The organism is Nostoc sp., from assembly GCF_036917375.1.
GTDB lineage: Bacteria > Cyanobacteriota > Cyanobacteriia > Cyanobacteriales > Nostocaceae > Nostoc.
In genome coordinates this window covers 47722-66711 of sequence record NZ_JBALDN010000119.1, presented here as the reverse complement: position 1 = coordinate 66711, position 18990 = coordinate 47722, and the positions used below count along the sequence as shown (strand labels likewise).

Annotated in this window: 13 protein-coding genes and 1 pseudogene; 7 read left to right on the top strand and 7 right to left on the bottom strand. The window is 40.7% G+C overall.

Features of this window, described 5'->3' with window-relative positions:
* Positions 1-88 precede the first annotated feature (88 nt).
* Complete coding sequence (locus V7K45_RS32865) at positions 89-325, top strand: antibiotic biosynthesis monooxygenase family protein (RefSeq protein ID WP_335010188.1); 237 nt, start codon at positions 89-91, stop codon at positions 323-325.
* A 55-nt stretch (positions 326-380) separates the two neighbouring features.
* Here V7K45_RS32865 and pcrA read toward each other — a convergent pair whose 3' ends face one another.
* Positions 381-2702, bottom strand: coding sequence for a DNA helicase PcrA (gene pcrA, locus V7K45_RS32860; protein ID WP_335010186.1), 2322 nt, complete (start codon positions 2700-2702; stop codon positions 381-383).
* Between the two features lie 862 nt (positions 2703-3564).
* On the opposite strand from pcrA, the gene V7K45_RS32855 reads away from it, so the two are divergent.
* From V7K45_RS32855 to V7K45_RS32845, 3 genes are read left to right on the top strand one after another with little or no spacing between them, the layout of a single operon-like run.
* Entirely contained in the window at positions 3565-4533 is a 969-nt protein-coding gene (locus V7K45_RS32855; RefSeq protein ID WP_335010184.1) for a sodium-dependent bicarbonate transport family permease, read from the top strand.
* 4 nt (positions 4534-4537) lie between these two features.
* The gene (locus V7K45_RS32850; protein ID WP_322695628.1) at positions 4538-4849 is read left to right on the top strand and encodes a P-II family nitrogen regulator; all 312 of its coding nucleotides are present in this window, start codon (positions 4538-4540) and stop codon (positions 4847-4849) included.
* A 15-nt stretch (positions 4850-4864) separates the two neighbouring features.
* Positions 4865-5578 (top strand): carbonic anhydrase, encoded by a 714-nt coding sequence (locus V7K45_RS32845; RefSeq protein ID WP_335010182.1) that lies wholly within the window; start codon positions 4865-4867, stop codon positions 5576-5578.
* A 128-nt stretch (positions 5579-5706) separates the two neighbouring features.
* Here the strand turns inward: V7K45_RS32845 and V7K45_RS32840 are convergent, their stop codons facing one another.
* Positions 5707-7437: a sensor histidine kinase gene (locus V7K45_RS32840; RefSeq protein ID WP_335010180.1), complete on the bottom strand. Its 1731-nt coding sequence runs from the start codon at positions 7435-7437 to the stop codon at positions 5707-5709.
* A 1019-nt stretch (positions 7438-8456) separates the two neighbouring features.
* On the opposite strand from V7K45_RS32840, the gene V7K45_RS32835 reads away from it, so the two are divergent.
* Positions 8457-8894, top strand: a complete 438-nt coding sequence (locus tag V7K45_RS32835; RefSeq protein WP_335010178.1) for a CAAD domain-containing protein — start codon at positions 8457-8459, stop codon at positions 8892-8894.
* A 223-nt stretch (positions 8895-9117) separates the two neighbouring features.
* Here the strand turns inward: V7K45_RS32835 and V7K45_RS32830 are convergent, their stop codons facing one another.
* Together V7K45_RS32830 and V7K45_RS32825 are read right to left on the bottom strand one after the other, a co-directional pair.
* Positions 9118-10290 carry an S-layer homology domain-containing protein gene (locus V7K45_RS32830; RefSeq protein WP_335010176.1) on the bottom strand — a complete coding sequence of 391 codons (1173 nt, stop codon included), beginning with the start codon at positions 10288-10290 and terminating at the stop codon, positions 9118-9120.
* A gap of 116 nt (positions 10291-10406) precedes the next feature.
* The gene (locus V7K45_RS32825; RefSeq protein WP_335010174.1) at positions 10407-11177 is read right to left on the bottom strand and encodes a Uma2 family endonuclease; all 771 of its coding nucleotides are present in this window, start codon (positions 11175-11177) and stop codon (positions 10407-10409) included.
* 309 nt (positions 11178-11486) lie between these two features.
* Here V7K45_RS32825 and V7K45_RS32820 point away from each other — a divergent pair, with 309 nt between their 5' ends.
* The gene (locus V7K45_RS32820; protein WP_335010172.1) at positions 11487-12845 is read left to right on the top strand and encodes a sensor histidine kinase; all 1359 of its coding nucleotides are present in this window, start codon (positions 11487-11489) and stop codon (positions 12843-12845) included.
* A 412-nt stretch (positions 12846-13257) separates the two neighbouring features.
* Here V7K45_RS32820 and V7K45_RS32815 read toward each other — a convergent pair whose 3' ends face one another.
* Positions 13258-14754 carry a glycosyl hydrolase family 57 gene (locus tag V7K45_RS32815; protein WP_335010170.1) on the bottom strand — a complete coding sequence of 499 codons (1497 nt, stop codon included), beginning with the start codon at positions 14752-14754 and terminating at the stop codon, positions 13258-13260.
* 435 nt (positions 14755-15189) lie between these two features.
* Here V7K45_RS32815 and V7K45_RS32810 point away from each other — a divergent pair, with 435 nt between their 5' ends.
* Positions 15190-16428 (top strand): ScyD/ScyE family protein, encoded by a 1239-nt coding sequence (locus tag V7K45_RS32810; RefSeq protein ID WP_335010168.1) that lies wholly within the window; start codon positions 15190-15192, stop codon positions 16426-16428.
* A gap of 31 nt (positions 16429-16459) precedes the next feature.
* Here the strand turns inward: V7K45_RS32810 and V7K45_RS32805 are convergent, their stop codons facing one another.
* A complete protein-coding gene (locus tag V7K45_RS32805) occupies positions 16460-17281 on the bottom strand; it encodes an SDR family NAD(P)-dependent oxidoreductase (RefSeq protein WP_335010166.1) in 822 nt (273 codons plus the stop codon).
* Positions 17282-18626: 1345 nt separating this feature from the next.
* A pseudogene (locus V7K45_RS32800) lies at positions 18627-18875 on the bottom strand (peptidase domain-containing ABC transporter); the annotation flags it as partial.
* Positions 18876-18990 lie beyond the last annotated feature (115 nt).

Sequence of the window (18990 nt, the reverse complement as noted above, 5' to 3'; positions counted from 1 at the left end):
ATAAGAAATCTTTGAGATGCACCACACGCTCATTTTCATTCTTGGACAATGCTTAATTTACACGACTTTCAGCCTTAACTGAACCGTATTGACTTTTAAAAAAGCTTCTAAAATTATTTCCTCAATGGACGGATATTTATCCCATGAATTGCAAAAATGTATAGAAGTCCAAGGTAAATATTTATTACTTGTCAGATGGGAAACTTTAGAATCTCATACTGTAGGATTTAGAAGTTCTGCTGAGTATCAAGAGTGGAAAAAACTTCTGCATCATTTTTATGAACCATTTCCCACTGTTGAACACTTTGAAGAAATTAAAACATGAAAAACAAGAACCCCGACTTCTTGGAAAATCGGGGTTATATGCTTGTGGCTTTTTTTCAAACTTTTTGCAATTGTGCTACTCTTGGGTCAACAATTTTTTGTCCCAAACTGGCAAATTTAATTGCTACAGACATCTTATTACCCGTTCCAAAAACATGGGTGATTTCGCCAAGACCAAAGGTTTTGTGTAATACTCTATCTCCTACTTGCCAATTCTGTGATGTGTCTTGTTTACCATTAGAAGTAGAGGCACTTTTGGTATAACTTTGACGGCTTACGCGTTTGGTAGATAATAACTCTTCTGGCAATTCGTCGAGAAATTGCGATCGCACAGCAGGTTCACGAGAACCATACAAACGGCGTTCCCGCGCGTGTGATAAATACAACCTTTCTTGAGCGCGAGTAATCCCCACATAACACAAGCGGCGTTCTTCTTCCAAAGATGCAGGATCGCTTAAGGAACGGTAGCCTGGAAATAGTCCCTGTTCTAATCCCACCAAAAATACTACGGGAAATTCCAAACCTTTGGAAGCGTGCAAAGTCATCAAAGAAACGGCTGTTTGCCCTTCTTTTAAATTATCCAAATCCGAACTGAGGGCAGCACTACTTAAAAAATCTCGTAGGGAAATCTCTTCGTTTTCTTCTTGAAATTGCAATGCGGCGTTGTAAAGTTCCTGAACGTTTTGTACCCGATCTGTGGCTTCATCTGTGCCTTGATTCATCAAGTCTTGAACGTAACCAGAATCTTCTAATATTCCTTGCAAAACCTCAGTCACCGGAAGCGTGGCGACTTGTCCTTGCCAACGGCTAATCATTGCGGCAAAGTTATTTACAGCTTTTGTCGCTCGTCCAGCTAATGTATTAACTGATGTTTCGTCGCTGAGTATTTCCCACAAAGTCGTCCCTAATTGCTGAGATGCGTTTATCAAAGCATCAATAGTGGTTTTGCCAATTCCCCGCCGGGGAGTATTAATCACTCGTAATAAACTGACTGTATCAGCTGGGTTATTTATCGCTCTTAAATAAGCGACGACATCTTTAATTTCTTTGCGATCGTAAAATCTCATTCCCCCTACAACTGTGTAAGGAATTTGATATTTCACCAACAATTCTTCAAAGGGACGAGATTGGGCATTCGTCCGATAAAGTATGGCAAAACTACCCCAGTTTAACTCTGGATTTTGCTGTTCTAAAGTGCTAATTTGATTAATAACAAATGCCGCTTCTGCAAGTTCTTCATCGGCTTTGTGACAAGTAATCTGTTCGCCCGTCCCCCGCGTTGCTTTCAGAACTTTATCAATCCGTTGGGTGTTATTTTCAATTAATTCATTAGCTGCTTGCAGAATGTTTTCACAAGAACGATAGTTTTCTTCTAGCTTAACCATCGTCCGGGTGTCATCATCTACCAAACCATCGCCAAAGTCTTCCTGAAATCCCAGCAAGATGGTGAAATCTGCCATCCGAAAGCTGTAAATTGATTGGTCTGCATCACCGACAACAAAAACTGAGCGATTTTCCCATTGCCATTCGCTCTTTTTGGTTTCGCCATTAGTAACTAATAAATTAATCAGTTGATACTGAGTGCGGTTAGTATCCTGATATTCATCTACGAGGATATGACGAAACTTGCGATGCCAGTAACCCAATACCTGCTCGTTTTGTTGAAATAATCTCGTGGGTACAAGAATAAGATCGTCAAAGTCAAGAGCGTTGTTTTGTGCTAACTTATCTTGATATAAATTGTAAACTTGGGCAATTACTCGTCCCCGATAATTAGGTTGGTCTTGCTCAAATTCTTGGGGTGATAAACCTTGGTTTTTAGCGTTACTAATAGCGTAGCGGACAGAGCGGGCATCAAACTTCTTATCGTCTAAATTTAGCTCTTTATTAACGATTTCTTTGATCAGACTGATAACATCTGATTCATCAAAAATAGAGAAATTACGATTCCACTTGCGTCCTTTTTCGTCTACGTACTTTTCAATATCAAAGCGGAGAATGCGCGAAAATAGACTGTGGAAAGTGCCACACCACAAATCTTTAATCGTGTTTTTGTAAACTTGCGATCGCAGTTGCGTTTGTTGGTATTCTGTCAACAAATCCAATCGCTGACCGTGTTGTTTCATGGCCAGTTGTTCAGCAAACAGCCGTTGAATCCGTTCTTTCATCTCCCGCGCGGCTTTATTGGTAAAAGTAACCGCCAGGATATTTTCTGGATCGACACGGTGTTTCAGAATCAGATTTGCAATGCGATAAGTCAGCGCTCGTGTTTTACCGGAACCTGCGCCAGCAACAACTAACAACGGGCCGCAGTAATGTTCGACAGCTTGACGTTGGCTAGGGTTAAGGTGACTGAGAAAGTCAATGGTTGTTGTCATAGATGTGAAAAAGCGATGTCTAAGGGCGGGCTACGCCTACGCCTGGCGTCACATCAATAGACCTCTTGCAAAAGTTACTTTTGCACTCTTGCGGTCAAAGGGGAAAGGTCAAAGGGGAAAGGTTTTTTTATTCCTTTTCCCTTTCCCCCTTACCCTTTTCCCTACAAATGCCAAGAAGTCTAATAGAGAGTTGCTATTGCCCAGGTTACAACATCCTAACGAAACTTGGTCAATAAAGATTGTGTGGCAATCTTCTTAACCAGAATGGTACTCTATCATGATTTATGTAGAAGTAAGAAAAAGCTATGCTGTCAGTCTGACTGTATTAGCTTTGCAGTGATGACACAGGAGGGAATTACTCAAGCTTTTACATCTAACCGGCATTTTGAGCAAGCAGGATTTACAAAACTGTTGTAAATCAAAAAATTCTGGGATTTAGACAAAGTTTGTGTTGTGGCAATTCATGAATTGCCCTGATAATACGTTAACTTTTCTACGTAGAAAACTTAGCCACTAGTTATTCCGGCGCGTTGTGTCGTAAAATCAGCCACGGGGAATCAAACATCAAAAGATAGTAGACAAGCTCTAACTTGTTGTGTTGTCAACAGTAGGGGCAATTTATTAATTGCCCCTAAAGGTTTTCATGGGGACATGACAATGTTCACTAGGCCGTGGTTTATTTGCTTGCAAAACGCTGTACATAACTAACTGAGAGTATAGTCACCAATCGGACTATTCACTCATTGAGTACCCAATTGACAATTAGGTAGCAATACACCATACATCATCATTGAACCGTTAAATTTTTAAAGATGAAAAATTTCTTTAATTGCAGGTTTTACCAGTATAAAGAGGGGTGGATATGGATTTTAGCTTAATTGTATCCAACATTTTGAATCCGCCAATTCTGTTTTTCTTTTTAGGCATGACTGCTGTTTTTGTCAAGTCTGATTTGGAAATTCCCCCACCAGTACCCAAACTTCTTTCGTTGTATTTGCTATTTGCTATTGGTTTTAAAGGAGGGGTAGAACTAATCAAAAGCGGACTGAATCAGGAGGTAATTTTAACACTCCTAGCAGCAATGTTGATGGCTTGTTTTGTTCCAATTTACACCTTTTTTATCCTGAAGTTGAAACTGGATACTTACGATGCTGCGGCGATCGCAGCAACCTATGGTTCTATCAGTGCCGTCACTTTCATCACTGCTGGTGCTTTTCTCACTGAGCTTGGTATTCAGTATGATGGTTACATGGTAGCAGCTCTGGCCCTGATGGAATCTCCGGCGATCATTGTTGGTCTGATCTTGGTAAGTATATTTACCGCCGATGAAAAGCGAGAATTTGCTTGGTCGGAAGTTTTGCAAGAAGCATTTCTTAATAGTTCAGTTTTTCTACTAGTTGGTAGCCTCTTAATCGGTGTCTTGACAGGAGAACGTGGTTGGCACGTATTAGAACCCTTTACTCAAGGGTTGTTTTATGGCATTCTCACCTTCTTTTTATTGGATATGGGACTGGTAGCTGCTAGAAGAATTAAAGACTTGCAAAAAACCGGAGTTTTCCTGATTTTATTTGCCATACTAATTCCAATACTCAATGCAGGCATTGGGTTAGCGATCGCCAAATTCATCGGTATGCCTCGCGGAGATTCGCTGTTGTTCGCTGTATTGTGTGCCAGTGCTTCTTACATCGCTGTCCCTGCGGCTATGCGGATGACTGTTCCCGAAGCAAATCCCAGCTTGTATGTTTCAACCGCTCTAGCAGTGACATTCCCGTTCAATATTATTGTGGGAATTCCGTTATATCTCTACGGAATTAACCTATTTTGGAGGTAATAATATGCACGTAGTTAAAAAGATAGAAATTATCGCTAACTCGTTTGAGCTTGCCAAAATTTTAGATAATTTAGACAAGTCGGGTGTACATAACCATGCCGTAATCCGAAATGTTGTTGGTAAAGGATTACGAGGAACGACAGAAGATTTAGACATGACCATGCTTGATAATGTTTACATCCTCGCATTTTGTATGCCAGAACAACTCAAGCGGGTTGTAGAAAATATCAAACCAGTCCTTAATAAATTCGGAGGTACTTGCTACGTTTCCGATGTGATGGAAATTCGCTCTGTCAGATGTGTTGCGTCAATGTAAAAAAGTTATAAATCAATGAAGCATTTCATAGAACGTCGTGACTTTTTGAAGTTAGGAATCACTGGGGCGTTCGGAATGGCGATAACTGCCAGCGATTTCCTCTGGCGGGTAGAACAGGCCAAAGCTGCCGAAATCCCCTCAACTTCTGCTGAATCCCTCACTCCCGATGCAGCTTTGCAAAAGCTGATTGAGGGAAATCAGCGATTTGTTCAGCATCATCCCCAATACCCCGATCAATCTGAGCTGCGGCTGCACGAAGTTGCTCAAGCTCAACATCCATTTGCAACTATTCTTAGTTGTGCGGATTCACGAGTACCCGCAGAAATTGTTTTCGATCAAGGCATTGGGGACATTTTCGATGTGCGGATTGCCGGAAATATTGCCACACATGAAGCGATCGGTAGTATTGAATATGCAGTTGTCTTATTAGGTTCTCCACTGCTGATGGTGATGGGTCATGAGCGTTGTGGCGCAGTAACCGCAGCTGTACAAAACGAATCGTTACTCGGTGATATTGGTACTTTTGTTAAGGCAATTAAGCCAGCCCTAAAAAAGGTCAAGGATCAGCCTGGTGATGCAGTTGAAAACGCTGTGGTGGCAAATGTGCAATATCAAATTGAACGGTTGAAGCAATCAAAGCTTTTAAGTGAGCAGGTGCAGTCCGGCAAATTGAAAATTGTTGGAGGTCGTTACGACTTGGATACAGGCAGGGTAAGTATCATTACTTAATTCACGGGAGCAGGGGGGCAGGGGAGCAGAGGGGCAGGGGAGCAGAGAAGCAGAGGGAGAATTACTAATAACTCATAACTCATAACTCAGCACTCATTACTCAGCACTCCTAACGCCCAATGCCCCATTCAATCCTGCACAGTCATTGGCAGACGAATAGTGAAAGTAGAACCAATTCCTGGCTGACTTTTGACAATAATTTCACCACCCATCATCTGGCAAAAGTGGCGGCTAATTGCCAACCCCAGTCCCGTACCTCCATACTTTTTCGTAGTGGAAGTATCACCTTGGGTAAAAGGTTGAAATAACTGCTGCTGTTGACGGTTAGACATACCGATACCTGTGTCGGTAACGGTGAAAATAATGCTGCCCAAAGGAGCCTCCGGTCGGAATTCATCCTTTTCCATGTTGACTGTCAGCGTTATCTTACCGTTTGTAGTAAATTTACTGGCGTTGCTGAGTAAGTTTAACAATACCTGCCGCATCCTAGTTTGATCGGCGTACATTGTGCCAAGTTGCTCATCAAAATCCACTTCTAAAATATTGGCATTTTTTTCTATAGCTGGTTTGACTGTGAGAACAACGTTATGAATCAGCGTCGCAATCTCGAATGTCTCAGGATACAGGGTCATTTTCCCCGCTTCAATTTTTGACAAGTCGAGGATTTCGTTAATCAAGTGCAGTAGATGTTTACCAGCAGCGTTAATTGTTTCTAAGTCGGTGATAAAATCTGGCGATAAACCAAGATCGGTAGCGTCGTCTTCTAGTAGTTGGCTTAAACCAATGACAGCATTTAACGGTGTGCGTAATTCGTGGCTGACATTTGCCAAAAATACACTTTTTGCTTTGCTAGCGGCTTCAGCTAATTCTTTAGCTTGTTGTAGTTCTTTTGTTCGCTCAGATACGCGCTCAATCAGACGATTTAGAGATTTGGCGAGTAGGCCAATTTCATCTTCAGTGGTGACGGGCGCTCGCAAATCAAAATTATGTTTCCTTGCAACTTGTTCAGCTACTTGAGTTACAGTGATAACTGGTTCAGCGATCGCTCGACTGGTACGCCAAGCTACAATGGCTGCGATCGCTACCGAAACCAGCATACTCGCAATCACGATGAATCGTTCAACTATTCTCGCCTGCTCAACGGCTCTTTGCCTTTCTTGCTCCTGATCTTCAGCAGTTTGCAGGATGTTAGTCAAGTTTTGAGAAAGCTGGTCTAGCCGCATCGCCGTTTCACCACGCATAATTGTTAATAACTGCGATCGGGCAGAGGAAATCTGCTGAGGCTGCACTTTTTGGGAATCAATTTTCTGTAATACGGCTTCTATTTGGTCAACGTAGGCTTTTAAATTATTCTTGTAATCCAGCAATAATGTCTGTAAAGTCGAACTTGTTGCTGCTAATCTTTTAGGTTTACTATCAATAAATCCGCCAATTTTTGACTCTAGTTGCTTGGCTTTTTCAACGTTTTTCAGAAAATCAGCTTTTTTGCTTTGCAGTTGTTGTGAATTATCCAATACAGCAACTAGGTTAGAACTATGTAATTGTGCCCCTACTACTGCATCTTTATAATTACTCAGTAGTTGCCCTTGTTCATAAGCTTGATTAAATTGTCTAACTTCCCTTCCCCGGTAGTAATTAGCAATCACTAGCCCAGTCAGTGAGCCAAAAAAGCCAATTCCAATAGCTACAAAGTAGCCATAGCCAATTTTTTGATGGATACGCCAAGAACTAGCTTTGAGTTTCCCTCGTGAAGGAAATTCTATAGTTGGGAGTTCGTCTGTCGATGGCTCTTCGGCTGACACTTTTTTGCTTTCTGAACTGCTGTAGATAGGGGTTGGCTTTTGAGTTGGAGTTGGCATTTCTCAAATCTCCTTGCCTTCCCGTAAAAATAATCAAATTAGTCTAGATTGTCAAAATACCTTAATTAGTCATTAACATCTACATTATCTTCTTTTATCGCAAGAGCAAATCATTGCTTGCTAGATAATTAGTATAACCTTAAATTATATAAGTAAATTTTATAACAAGATAAATAAGTATAATTACTAGTTTAAGATAACTCACTTTTTTTAGGATCGATGATATAGTTACCTCCACCAAAGACCCGTCTGAGAGCGTTTTCTCATTACCACACTACTTTCCACAATATGCGGTTGATAGCAAGCAATGAGTTCTTGCGATCGCCTAAGCCACTACTCTACCTTACTGCTTCCTTATAAAATTAATACAATCAGGAAAAAAACAAAAGGTTTTAAACTTGTTGGGGATAGGGCATGGGGAAGAGGACAAGGAGAATTGGAGGCAAGGGGAAAGACTTGTTGTAAGTTCTAGTTACCTTGTCCCCCTTGTCCCCTTGTCTCCCCACATTCCAGGCACGTGTATCATAAAAGAGGTTAAAAGTCTAGTCTATATGAACGCACAAAAATTTTCATTACGTATTAATATCAATACGAATGCGTGAATTGACGAACGCGGCTTAAGATAGCTTTAATATCGGATAAAATCGGCTTCTAGGCTTATATAAATGAGAAGTGGAGTGATTTTTGCATGATTTGTACTTAGATTTAGTACGATTATGAGCAAATGACACGGAATGGGATAATCACAACCTGAGGATTCCAGGTGATTCCAAAAATAGAACTCAGGAAGTTGATTATAATACATCCTGCTGCCTTCTGAGTTCTATCCTCCTACTGACTGTCTACCTTGTAGTTGATGCAGTAGATAGTACGGGGCAACTATGGTTATAGGACACTAAAATCTTTTTGTGCCTTTCACCAACATTGTACTGATGCACAAGTACATTACCCGATCAACAACCTTTGGTTGTAATTATCCAGATTAGAAAAACTCAACTGTCAAATTAATAGGAGTGAAAATGCCAGAACAAGAATTTACCGAAAACGCATCTAAAGAGACTACAGTGGCAGAGATCAACAACCAAACCGGAACCATCACCAAACTCCAGCCTCCGGCACAGCCTCAAGACGAATGGGTAAAATACGGAGAGCAAATTTCTACCTTTTTAGCAACATTACCAGATTATGTGGGAAGCTTCTTTAATCAATATAAGCAACCCCTGGTAACAGTTGGTTTAATTGTAGGATCGATTGTTGCAGTTAAAGTACTCTTGGCAATATTAGATGCTTTGAATGATATCCCCTTGGTAGCACCTACTTTTGAGTTGATCGGTATTGGTTACTCTGCATGGTTTGTTTACCGCTATTTACTCAAAGCCTCAACCAGGAAAGAGTTAACTAGTGAAATCACCACTCTTAAATCACAAGTTGTCGGCAAACAAATTCCAGAAGCTTAATATCTTATCGCTTCTCTATGAGACACTACGCGTAGCTTGCTCTTTGTAGAAGTACGCTCTAATTCCAAATTCCCGAAGACTGGACGCCGGAAGTCGGTGTCCAGTCTTCTCTCAAAGTCCCTGATAAAATCTTTAACAATTTGTAATATCAAGACTACACCTATAACGCTAGCACCCGTAGCAGTCGCTTCCTGCGATCCTTGGTTTAATTACGAATTAGTAATTATTGTTGAGGCGAACCTCCGGTGGGCAATTTAACTTTTGGGTTCGGTTTTGGAGTCTGTGGAAGTTCTGGAGATATTTGAGGCGATACCTGCGACGGGCTAGCCCTACGCACTATATTAGGAGATGTAATTGCTGCCAGTTTGCCCCGTTTGACTAAAGCTTGATGAATCATCGCCGCCACTTCCGCGCGACTAGCTACTTTGTTGGGATCGAGGACTTGGGGATTTGGATAGTTAACTACCAGACCATTGGTTGTAGCAGCAGCAATTTTGCCTACAGCATAAGATGGAATATCTTTAGCATCTTTATAGAAACTGATAATCTGATTTGGGGAAGTGGGTGCTTTCAAATTCAACCCACTGACAAGGGCAACTAAAACTTGCACTCGTGAAATATTTTGTTGTGGTTTGAAGGTTTTTTTCGGGTAGCCCTTGAGAAATCCCGCACTGATAGCTTGGTCAATTGCTGAAGTTGCCCAAAATTTTGTTGGTACATCTTGAAATGCGATCGCAGTCTTAGACGGTTCTTGGTCAAAAGCTTTTTCTAGTATGGCAGCAAATTCGGCGCGGTTTACAGGCTGATTTGGTCTAAAAGAATAATCAGGAAACCCTTTGAGAATCCCACGGGCAGAAAGAACGTCTATAAAACGCCTACCCCAAAAGTTATCTGGCACATCGTTAAATGCAATTGGCGGCGGAATGATTGATTTTGGTTTTGCCGGAGTTACTAAAGGCAACGCTGATGATTTGAGTGATGACTCAAGTTCTGTTGCAGGAGATACAGGTGTTTGTGGTTGTGGGGATTGAGTTGGGATTACCAAAATAGATGGTAACATTGCGCGGTAAGGAGTTGCGCTGTTAGTTGGGAATGAAGGTGTCGTGGGTTCAACAACAACTTCAGGTGAAGAATAGGGCAAAACGTTGTTGGGGACTGTATAAGGTTCTACCTTGGCAGTAGGAGAGGGCAATACTGGATTTGGTCGAACACTAGGAGACGGAGTGGAGGAAGGCAACAGCAGCCCGTTTAAGTTCCAACTAGAATCTCTGCGGGACAATGACCAAAAAAGAATCGCTCCGATAGTGGTGAAGGCAACCAAAATGGCTATAAATTCATCAAAGCCAAGGGCAGTTTTTGGGGATGACTCCGGTTCGGAAGGAGGTCTATTTGTCATCGTGATTACCCTGCTAGCAGTAAAATTTGTGTCTAAACAAATTAAGCCACAGATGACTCTTTTACACCAGCCCTTTTTTAATTCGTAATTCGTAATTCGTAATTCGTAGCAAGATATCAGGTTTCTGGTTCAACGCCGAGCGATCGCAATTGTGCAGCTAGGCGATCGGCTCTTTGACGTTCCTGTTCAGCTCTTTGAGATTCCTGTTCAGCTCTTTGGGATTCCTGTTCGGCTCTTTCATCGCCATTCAACAACAAATTACCTTGTAAATCCCACCAACGCAACCAGGGTAATTCCACATTCTGATATTTTCCCTGCCATAAACCTAATTCAACACCCAAAGCAACTATAGGATAATGTCCTCGTTCATTTGCTGGTAAAACTTGATACTGTCCTTCAATTAGATGATAAACTTCTAGGCTGGCTTTACTCGCTTCATAAATGCCGTAGAAGGCAGGACGAATTACCTGCTCATAAATCCAAAATTTACCCTTCAAAGGAGTTTTATCCCGTTCTTCACTACCGTCCCCGGAGACAAATTCTAAGACAATCAACGGGGCAATAAACTCTCGCCACATCACATAAGAACGTCGCGTTTGCCCATTGAGCAAAAATGGTACATTCGGTACATAAAACCAATCTGGTGCTTCTGCGCCTTTTTCAGGGGGATCGGTCAAGCGCCAGTAAATGCCTAAGTCCTGCCCTATACAGTATTCACCTTCAGGATTTAATTGCTTGAGGATGGGTGTAATTGAGTCAGTTAGTAGAAGGCTTTGGGGATGTTCTTGCCAATTTTTCACGAACGTACCATTGGACTCAGGAAGTTGAGTATGATCCGGGAAGGGGAAAGGAGTAAGGGCGTTGGGTGGATTGGTTATAGAGGTCATAACGCTACCTTTGCACTCTTGGTAAAGGTTATTTTTAGTTTAGCTTGCGTAGGCGTAGCCCGCACTTCGGCTGCGCCCTTCGGCTACGCTCAGGGCAGGCTCAGTGACCGTCGTAGAGATCGCTTTCTCAATATTCTCCACCCAGATTATAAATTGCACGCCAATTACTTCCAGTCGCCTGAGAAATATTTTCAGATTGACAGTACCACTAGTTTTATTAGATACCTAAACTAAAGCGGATTTTGAGGGTGGCAGAATGTAAAATATTAACTTATTCTTTACCTGTCTTTGAAAAAATCAGGGTGTCTAGTGCCAGAAGAATTTAGTTACCAAATTTCACCGCCATTTTTGTCTGAGGGTAGCGATCGCGATCTTGGTTTAGATTCAACCCTCCAAGAACTACCAATGTATAATTTCTCGGTGGAAATTAGCCACACCGGGATGGAAGTGGCTAGTTTTTTGGACAAATACCCCCTGCTACCAGGAGTAATTTTGGTAGAACAGGGGCAGTTTATTGGGATGATTTCGCGGCGGCGACTACTAGAATTTTTGATTCGTCCATTCGGACAAGAGTTATTTGTTCAGCAACCATTAGCTGTTCTCTACAGCTATGTGCGGACACCGATGTTGCTTGTTACTGATACAACATCAATTTTAACTACGATGCAACTGAGCTTAAAGCGATCGCCAGAATTATTAGCAGAACCAATTGTAGTAGAAACTGAATCTGGTGCTTATAGATTGTTAGATGTCCAAGAATTGAATATTATTTCTTGGCAAATTCGGGGAATCGACAATCTGATCCGCTATGAACGCAGTCAAGCCCAAATGATTCAAAATGATAAAATGGCAAACTTGGGGCGTTTAGTAGATGGGGTAGCGCACGAAGTTTTAGACCCAGTGGGTTTTATTTGGGGTAACATAATTTATGTTTCAAACTACAGTCAAGATTTACTCAAACTCATAGAAGCTTACGATCGAGAGTTACCATCAGTTTCTCCGGCAATTAATCAAATTAAAGAAGAGATTGAATTTGATTTTTTAGAACAAGATTTGTCGCGATCGCTTGCTAGTATTCGGACGGGAGCGGAAAGATTAAAAAAACTAGTTACTAGCTTGCAAAACTTCTGTCATATTGATGAACTTTTTCCCAAGCCAGTAGATTTACACGCCTGTATAGATAGCATTATTTTACTAATTAATAGCCGTCTTCAAGGAGAAATCGAAATCGTCAAATACTACGGTCAATTACCCCCAGTGTATTGCTTTATGGGGCAATTAAACCAGGTTTTGATGAATATTTTAAGTGAAGTTGTGGATACTTTACTTAATGAAGGAGTGCGACAGCAGTTACATTTAGAAGAGACAAAGACTGTTCAAAAACCGCGAATTGAGATTACCACAGAAGTTATATCACAAGAAGCAAGCAACCCAGATGCACCAGATTCTCGCTGGGTTTTAATTCGCATTGCTGACAATGGCTCTGGAATGTCTGAAGAATTACAACAGCAAATTATGGAGTCTTTTTCTCTGGAAACAAAGAATGGTAAAAATACTGGTTTAGCAGTAAGTTATCGAATTATTACTGTGAGACATGGCGGGAAATTGAATTTTCATTCACAGATTGATATAGGTACAAAATTTGAAATATTGTTGCCTTTGGTGTAATAAGATGCAACAGGATTCAGAATCCTGAATTCAGAATTCAGGAGTGAAAGACGCGTTATACCTTGGTAACAATTGAGAACAACGTTTAATCATTTCTAAAATTTCATAAAGATTTTTCATTTTACTGCATACTTATAAACTACAGCAGATTACGACTTGATGAGGTACAAAAATACCCCACCCTAACCCTCCCCTTTCTAAGGGGAGGGAATTAGATTTGCTATTTCCCCCCTTTACAAGGGGGGATTAAGGGGGGTAATTCACCGTAACCTTTTAACAGGAGAAGGGTGTACTTCATTTACTGTAATATGCAATGTATTAATGACACAACTGCCTTAAAAAAGGGGGTTTAATTCTCTAATTTTTAAGGAGGATCAAGTCTTAAGAATCGATATGCGTTCCAGCCTCCAATTCAATTAATCTGCAATAAATTTTCGCCACGTTGGTAAATTTCGCGTGCGTGATCAGTCCAAGCGCCTTGTCCCCAATAACGAAAACAACTGGTTTGCAACAACAGATTATGTAAAAGAACATTACGATAATGAGATTGTCTGGTTACAGGTTCTGCTGAGTCAACTTGTTGTAATGGATCAAATTTTTGATGAAATAAACTGCTTAATTGATACATGGGAGACAACACATTTTCATATCCTTTTACCCAACTGATATGATTTGTCCACGAGGCTCCATCTAGATGAAAATTAGAGTTTGTTTGCTTCAATTCTTGAATGGCATTCTCTACAGCTTGCGGTTGAGTATTATCTGGTGAAACTCGCTCCCAAATCTGATGTTGTCCCACTGGCTGACAAGTTGGATAATCTTCAGGTTTGCATCCGGCTGCTTCGATTAATTCTAAATATTCTGTACCACACACACCAACAACACCTGATTTTCCTCCCCCATTATTTACCATATCCCACCAAGCTTGTTTAAAAGCGCTTGGAAATTCATTCATCATCACGCCGCCATTTTCACCATCGCCAATTTGGCTAACTATTGGTGGCACAAATACACTACCAATTTGTTGTTTGGATAATGTCTTCGCTTCATAATAAGGCTGCATTTGAGCAACTAATTTAGTATCGGAACCTTGGGTTTTAATTAAGGCTGTGATGCTAATTGTTTCGCCTTGAGAATTACGGGCAATTAGACGATGTGGTAAATGTTTATAAGTTAGAGATTGACCAGTAAGAGTTTCTACAGAATGTTCTTGAACGAGTAGCCAGCGATATCCACATTCTTTCAGCGCTTTCACAAATTCAAAGAGAGCATCAGGGTGATTTGGTAGGTGCATTTCTGGGGGCGAAAATCCTTTGACTCGCGCTAGTGCTTCCCAACCAAAAATTGCTGCAAAGTGATGTTGCCATGCAACGATATGTAATTTAATATCTGCTATGGGTGTGGAAGGAATAACTGCATGACCCCACATTGTACCCAGCCACTCTACATAAGGTTGGTAGGTGCGATCGCAAGTAATCCGTTTAAGATTATCCAGAACATCACCGCGTCCCATTTGCCGCAGTCCCCACAGCAGATTACCAGAGTAATCCAACATCACACGCGGATTGCAACCTTGACTTACAAGTTCGGGGATCAAGTCACCCATGCGGCTGTAACAATAGGCAAAAGGATCTGCGTTGTGGTTATCCCCTTCATGGGGATGTTCAAACATATATTGCAGATTGCTGATGAGTGTACCGTCATTTCCAGCAGGTATAGTTGGCTGGTGCATGTGCAAAGCGATCGCAAATACAGCATTTACGTCTTCTAAGCGGATATTCGTTGTTGGTAAAAATACTGGTCGATCTTGGTTAACCACAGAGAGAACCTCTGTTTCCCAACCAGAAATATTCGGTAAGCCATCAATGATTTCGGGCAAAGGAGTCAGGGTTGTAGGGAAGGAAAGCATTTCTGATTGCTCCGAAACAAGGTATGTCTAATTATGCGATCGCCCAGCAATTTCTGATCTACAACTTTATCTATTGATGCAAACTGCGATCGTCTTGTAGTCCCGCAATATCTGTGTAGTTCAACAGTTTGGATCTCACACTTGTATAAAAAGCATTAAAAAATATACAGTAATTCTATTTAATTTTGTTGCTAGTAGTGTACATCTGTACGCCCTATAGCCGATTCATGATGTTGCAAAGATTTTTGAAAATGGTATGATACAACTCAAAATTCAGAAATTCAGATTTTATCTGGCTTTCTGGGCTTGAATCTGTTTCCCTCTTTTAAATAAGCTGTAAAATCCTCAGAAACTATAAACATTAAATATTATTATTTCTCAAAATAAAATTTTCCATTCTATGCTTTACGCAAATTTAATTTTAGGAGGAGTGTCATGAAACTAAAACGATTTGGAATTACATTTTTGAGTGTTTGTGTTGCTGCTTTTTCGGGAATGAAAGCAGCAGAGGCAGCATCATTTTCGGTAATTGCCGATGGTCTTAATAATCCACGAGGTTTAACTTTTGGTAATGACGGGAATCTCTATGTCACCGAAGCAGGAACAGGCGGCAGTGGAGCTTGTGTTCCTTCACCGAGCGTTGCAAACCAATCTTTATGTTATGGCACAACTGGTGCAGTGACAAAAATTGGAAATGGTACGCAAGAACGTATACTTACAGGACTTCCTTCTTTAGCATTACCAGATGGTACTGATACTTCTGGGCCTCAAGATATCAAATTTGATGCTACTGGCAAGCCTTATATTGCAATTGGATATGGTTCAAACCCCACATTTCGCGCCGCATTAGGTAACACTGACTTAGGAAAAATTATCACTGCTAATTTCAATACAAATTCGTGGACTAGTGTTGCTGATTTAGCTAATTATGAACTTGCAAATAATCCAGATCAAGGCGATCTAATTAGCAATCCTTTTTCTCTTCTTGTAGATGGAAATAATATTATTACAGTTGATACTGGTGCTAATGAGTTACTTAGCGTAGGTACTGATGGCAGTAATTTAAAGGCGATCGCCACAATTCCCAGACAGACATTAACTAATCCAATTTTCCCCACTGGCCCATCGTCATCACCATTTGAAATCCAAGCAGTACCCACAAATGTCGCTAAAGGCCCAGATGGCGCTTATTATATTAGCCAATTAACTGGTTTTCCTTTTCCAGAAGGTGAAGCAAAAATCTATCGAGTTGGTGCTAATGGCCAACCAACAGTTTATACTGATGGCTTTACTCAACTTACTGACTTAGATTTTGATAGTGAGGGTAATTTATATGCTTTACAGTACGCCAATCAGTCCCTCTGGAAAGGTAATCTAGATGGTTCGGTAATTAAAATAGCTCCTGATGGGACTCGCACAACTATTCTGAGTGGTAATGGATTAGAATCTCCGACTGCTTTGACTATTGGTGCTGATGGTGCTATTTACGTGACAAACCGAGGCGATCGCCCTGGACTCGGACAAGTTATCAAAATTGAGAATCCTAAATCTGTTCCTGAATCTACTTCTACTTTCAGCTTATTAACATTTCTTGGCACTGTGAGCCTTACTTTGTTGCATAAGGGTAAAGCCAAACAACTGAAGATTTCGGACAAGTTTGTTCAGGAGTGTTGAGTCAGCGATCGCCCTCGGTGTCTCCCCTTCTCTACGAGACGCTACGCGAGGGGATAAGTTTTTCAATCAGCCGTTGTCTGCTTGGTGCTGGCGGTGTAGCTATTCGTAAAATTAGCTCTAACAACCAAGGGGCGAGGCGTTGACACAACACGGCTAAATGACTTTGCCATCCGACTAAAATTTCTGATGAATCATTTTGCATCCCGGTGACGAGTGCTTTAGCTACTTGCTGGGGAGTCATAGGGATTACCCAGCGAAATAATTTTAAGTCGCGCACCATGTCTGTGTCTGTCAAGGAAGGCAATAATGCAATGACGCGAATATTATGTTCGGCTAATTCTTGGCGCAAGGCTTGGGTAAATCCTAAGATGGCAAACTTGGTTGCTGAGTATGTCGCCATCGTTGGTGCTGCAACTTTCCCCATCAGGCTTGATACATTGACAATTGTCCCTTGTCTTTGGCTGGCCATGCGTCGAGCTATTAGACTGGTGAGGTTATACATTCCTAACAAGTTCACCGAGAGTTCTTCTTGAACTTGAGGCATTTTAGATTGCAGAAATGAGCTTTGGTATGCGACTCCCGCACAATTAACCAGCAGATGAATCTGTCCGTAATTACGCCATAGTTGAGCAACAGCGATATTTACTTCTATTGTCTGCGTCAAATCTAAAGCCACGATCGCAGCTTCTGTACCCATAGCCTCGATTTCGTTGGCTACCTCCAATAACTTGCGGCGATCGCGTGCTACTAATATCATCCGCTTGATGCCTTGTTGCGCTAATTCGATGGCGATCGCTCGTCCAATTCCACGCGAAGCCCCTGTAATTAGGGCAACTTTACCTTGAATCTCCATTAGTTTTATTCTCCAAAATTTAAGTCTTACCAAACTCCTCGTTATTGCCGATACCCACAAGCAAGAGCTACTCACTTGTCGGAACAAAGTAAGACAAATAATCAATCGCAATTGAAATCAAACTGAAACTAAGCCTTTAGCAATGAGACATTTCTTGGTTAATCTGCAATCCCTCATAGTTGTCTATATGAGGCAGAAACTTCTCGTTTTGAACCCGTCAAAGCCGAACACACTTGGCTGAATGGGTATAGCTCATAGATTTTATTTCTCCTAGATCCGAGCGTTCATCAGCATCGCTGTCATACACACGTTAGCAATTAAATCAAGCTATTGCAATATTCTTTAATAAGGATTTCTTAATACTTCTTAACGACAAGTATATATATACAAAAGATTTTCTTAAATAAGTTTTTATGAATCCCTCAGTATAAATATCTCATTTTCCTGACAAATAGCCCTGTTTTAGGAAATTGTGATATTTAATTCATGGTTTAGAAACAAAAAAGACATATAGCATTTTGGCTTATGGTTGCAATAGTTAGAAGTCTCAACTAACTTATATAATTGCAACAGTATATTTACTGTTTTATTGAAAATAAAGGTTGATGACTTTTATTTATTGAAAACAATCAAAAATGGCTAGATCGTTGTCTACAATTATCTGCCAAAACTTTAGAATAAATAGTAATTTATTTGGGTTTAGCTTTGAGTTCATCCAAGTAATGCTTGAGACTTGCCTCCTTCCTAGCAAACTTGAATCATTTGCGAACAATAAGATCCCCGATTTATTAGAAAATTTGGGTATCTAACTGTATCTAACTGTAATTCAATATAATTCCTAATTGATGATTCCGCCAAAAATCGTACCCCGTATATTTACGTAATTAGTCATTATTATTCCACAGTTAAATCGACTTACTTGCAGCAAGACTTTCCTGATTTACATCTGTTGCCTCATTTTGGAGAATTGGTATAAGTTCAGTTGAGCGTAAGCGTTACCCAAAAAACCAAGCAAAATGTTGGGTTTCTTTCCTTAGCCCAGAGCAGGCATCGCACTTTTGATCTCAATCTCAAATTCTCACGAATGATTTAGGACTGCTATATAAGCAACAGATACCTCGAAGTCATGTTGAAGTACTCCAAAGTCGTGTTGAAGTACTTGAAAGTCGTATTGAAGTACTCCAAAGTCGTGTTGGAGTACTTAATTAAGAGCTGATTCGTAAAGAAAATCTTAAGGATACCCAATTTATTGCTGGGCATGACTTTCAGAGAATTAACCCTTGATTGATTCAAATTCCTGAAACCCCTACGAGACAAATACTTTACTCCAGTTTACAAATTAGCTCTAAGGGATTAAAAAGTCTAAATGGTTTCCTGGTTGGGCACACAAATCTTCCACAGTTCCCTGGATTTGTAATTTGCCTTGATTTAATAACACAATCCAATCAGCACAGGCAATTACTCTTGGACGGTGGCTAATCAGAATCGTAGTTTTGCCTTGGCGATGCAACAATAGCTGATTCAAAACTTGAGCTTCACTAACTGGATCGAGTCCAGCTGTTGATTCATCTAAAATCAGGACTGTTTGAGTGGTTTATTCGACACACTATCTTTGATTTCCCCACTCTTCAGATGTACGGAGTTTTTTCAAAAATCAAATAGGAGTCCTATAGTTGCAGACTACTTGATACCAAATTCATTACTACAAC

Coding starts and splice junctions, on each gene's coding strand:
- pcrA (WP_335010186.1), bottom strand. CDS start 2,702: ATGACAACAACCATTGACTTTCTCAGTCACCTTAACCCTAGCCAACGT.
- V7K45_RS32855 (WP_335010184.1), top strand. CDS start 3,565: ATGGATTTTAGCTTAATTGTATCCAACATTTTGAATCCGCCAATTCTG.
- V7K45_RS32850 (WP_322695628.1), top strand. CDS start 4,538: ATGCACGTAGTTAAAAAGATAGAAATTATCGCTAACTCGTTTGAGCTT.
- V7K45_RS32845 (WP_335010182.1), top strand. CDS start 4,865: ATGAAGCATTTCATAGAACGTCGTGACTTTTTGAAGTTAGGAATCACT.
- V7K45_RS32840 (WP_335010180.1), bottom strand. CDS start 7,437: ATGCCAACTCCAACTCAAAAGCCAACCCCTATCTACAGCAGTTCAGAA.
- V7K45_RS32835 (WP_335010178.1), top strand. CDS start 8,457: ATGCCAGAACAAGAATTTACCGAAAACGCATCTAAAGAGACTACAGTG.
- V7K45_RS32830 (WP_335010176.1), bottom strand. CDS start 10,290: ATGACAAATAGACCTCCTTCCGAACCGGAGTCATCCCCAAAAACTGCC.
- V7K45_RS32825 (WP_335010174.1), bottom strand. CDS start 11,177: ATGACCTCTATAACCAATCCACCCAACGCCCTTACTCCTTTCCCCTTC.
- V7K45_RS32815 (WP_335010170.1), bottom strand. CDS start 14,754: ATGCTTTCCTTCCCTACAACCCTGACTCCTTTGCCCGAAATCATTGAT.
- V7K45_RS32810 (WP_335010168.1), top strand. CDS start 15,190: ATGAAACTAAAACGATTTGGAATTACATTTTTGAGTGTTTGTGTTGCT.
- V7K45_RS32805 (WP_335010166.1), bottom strand. CDS start 17,281: ATGGAGATTCAAGGTAAAGTTGCCCTAATTACAGGGGCTTCGCGTGGA.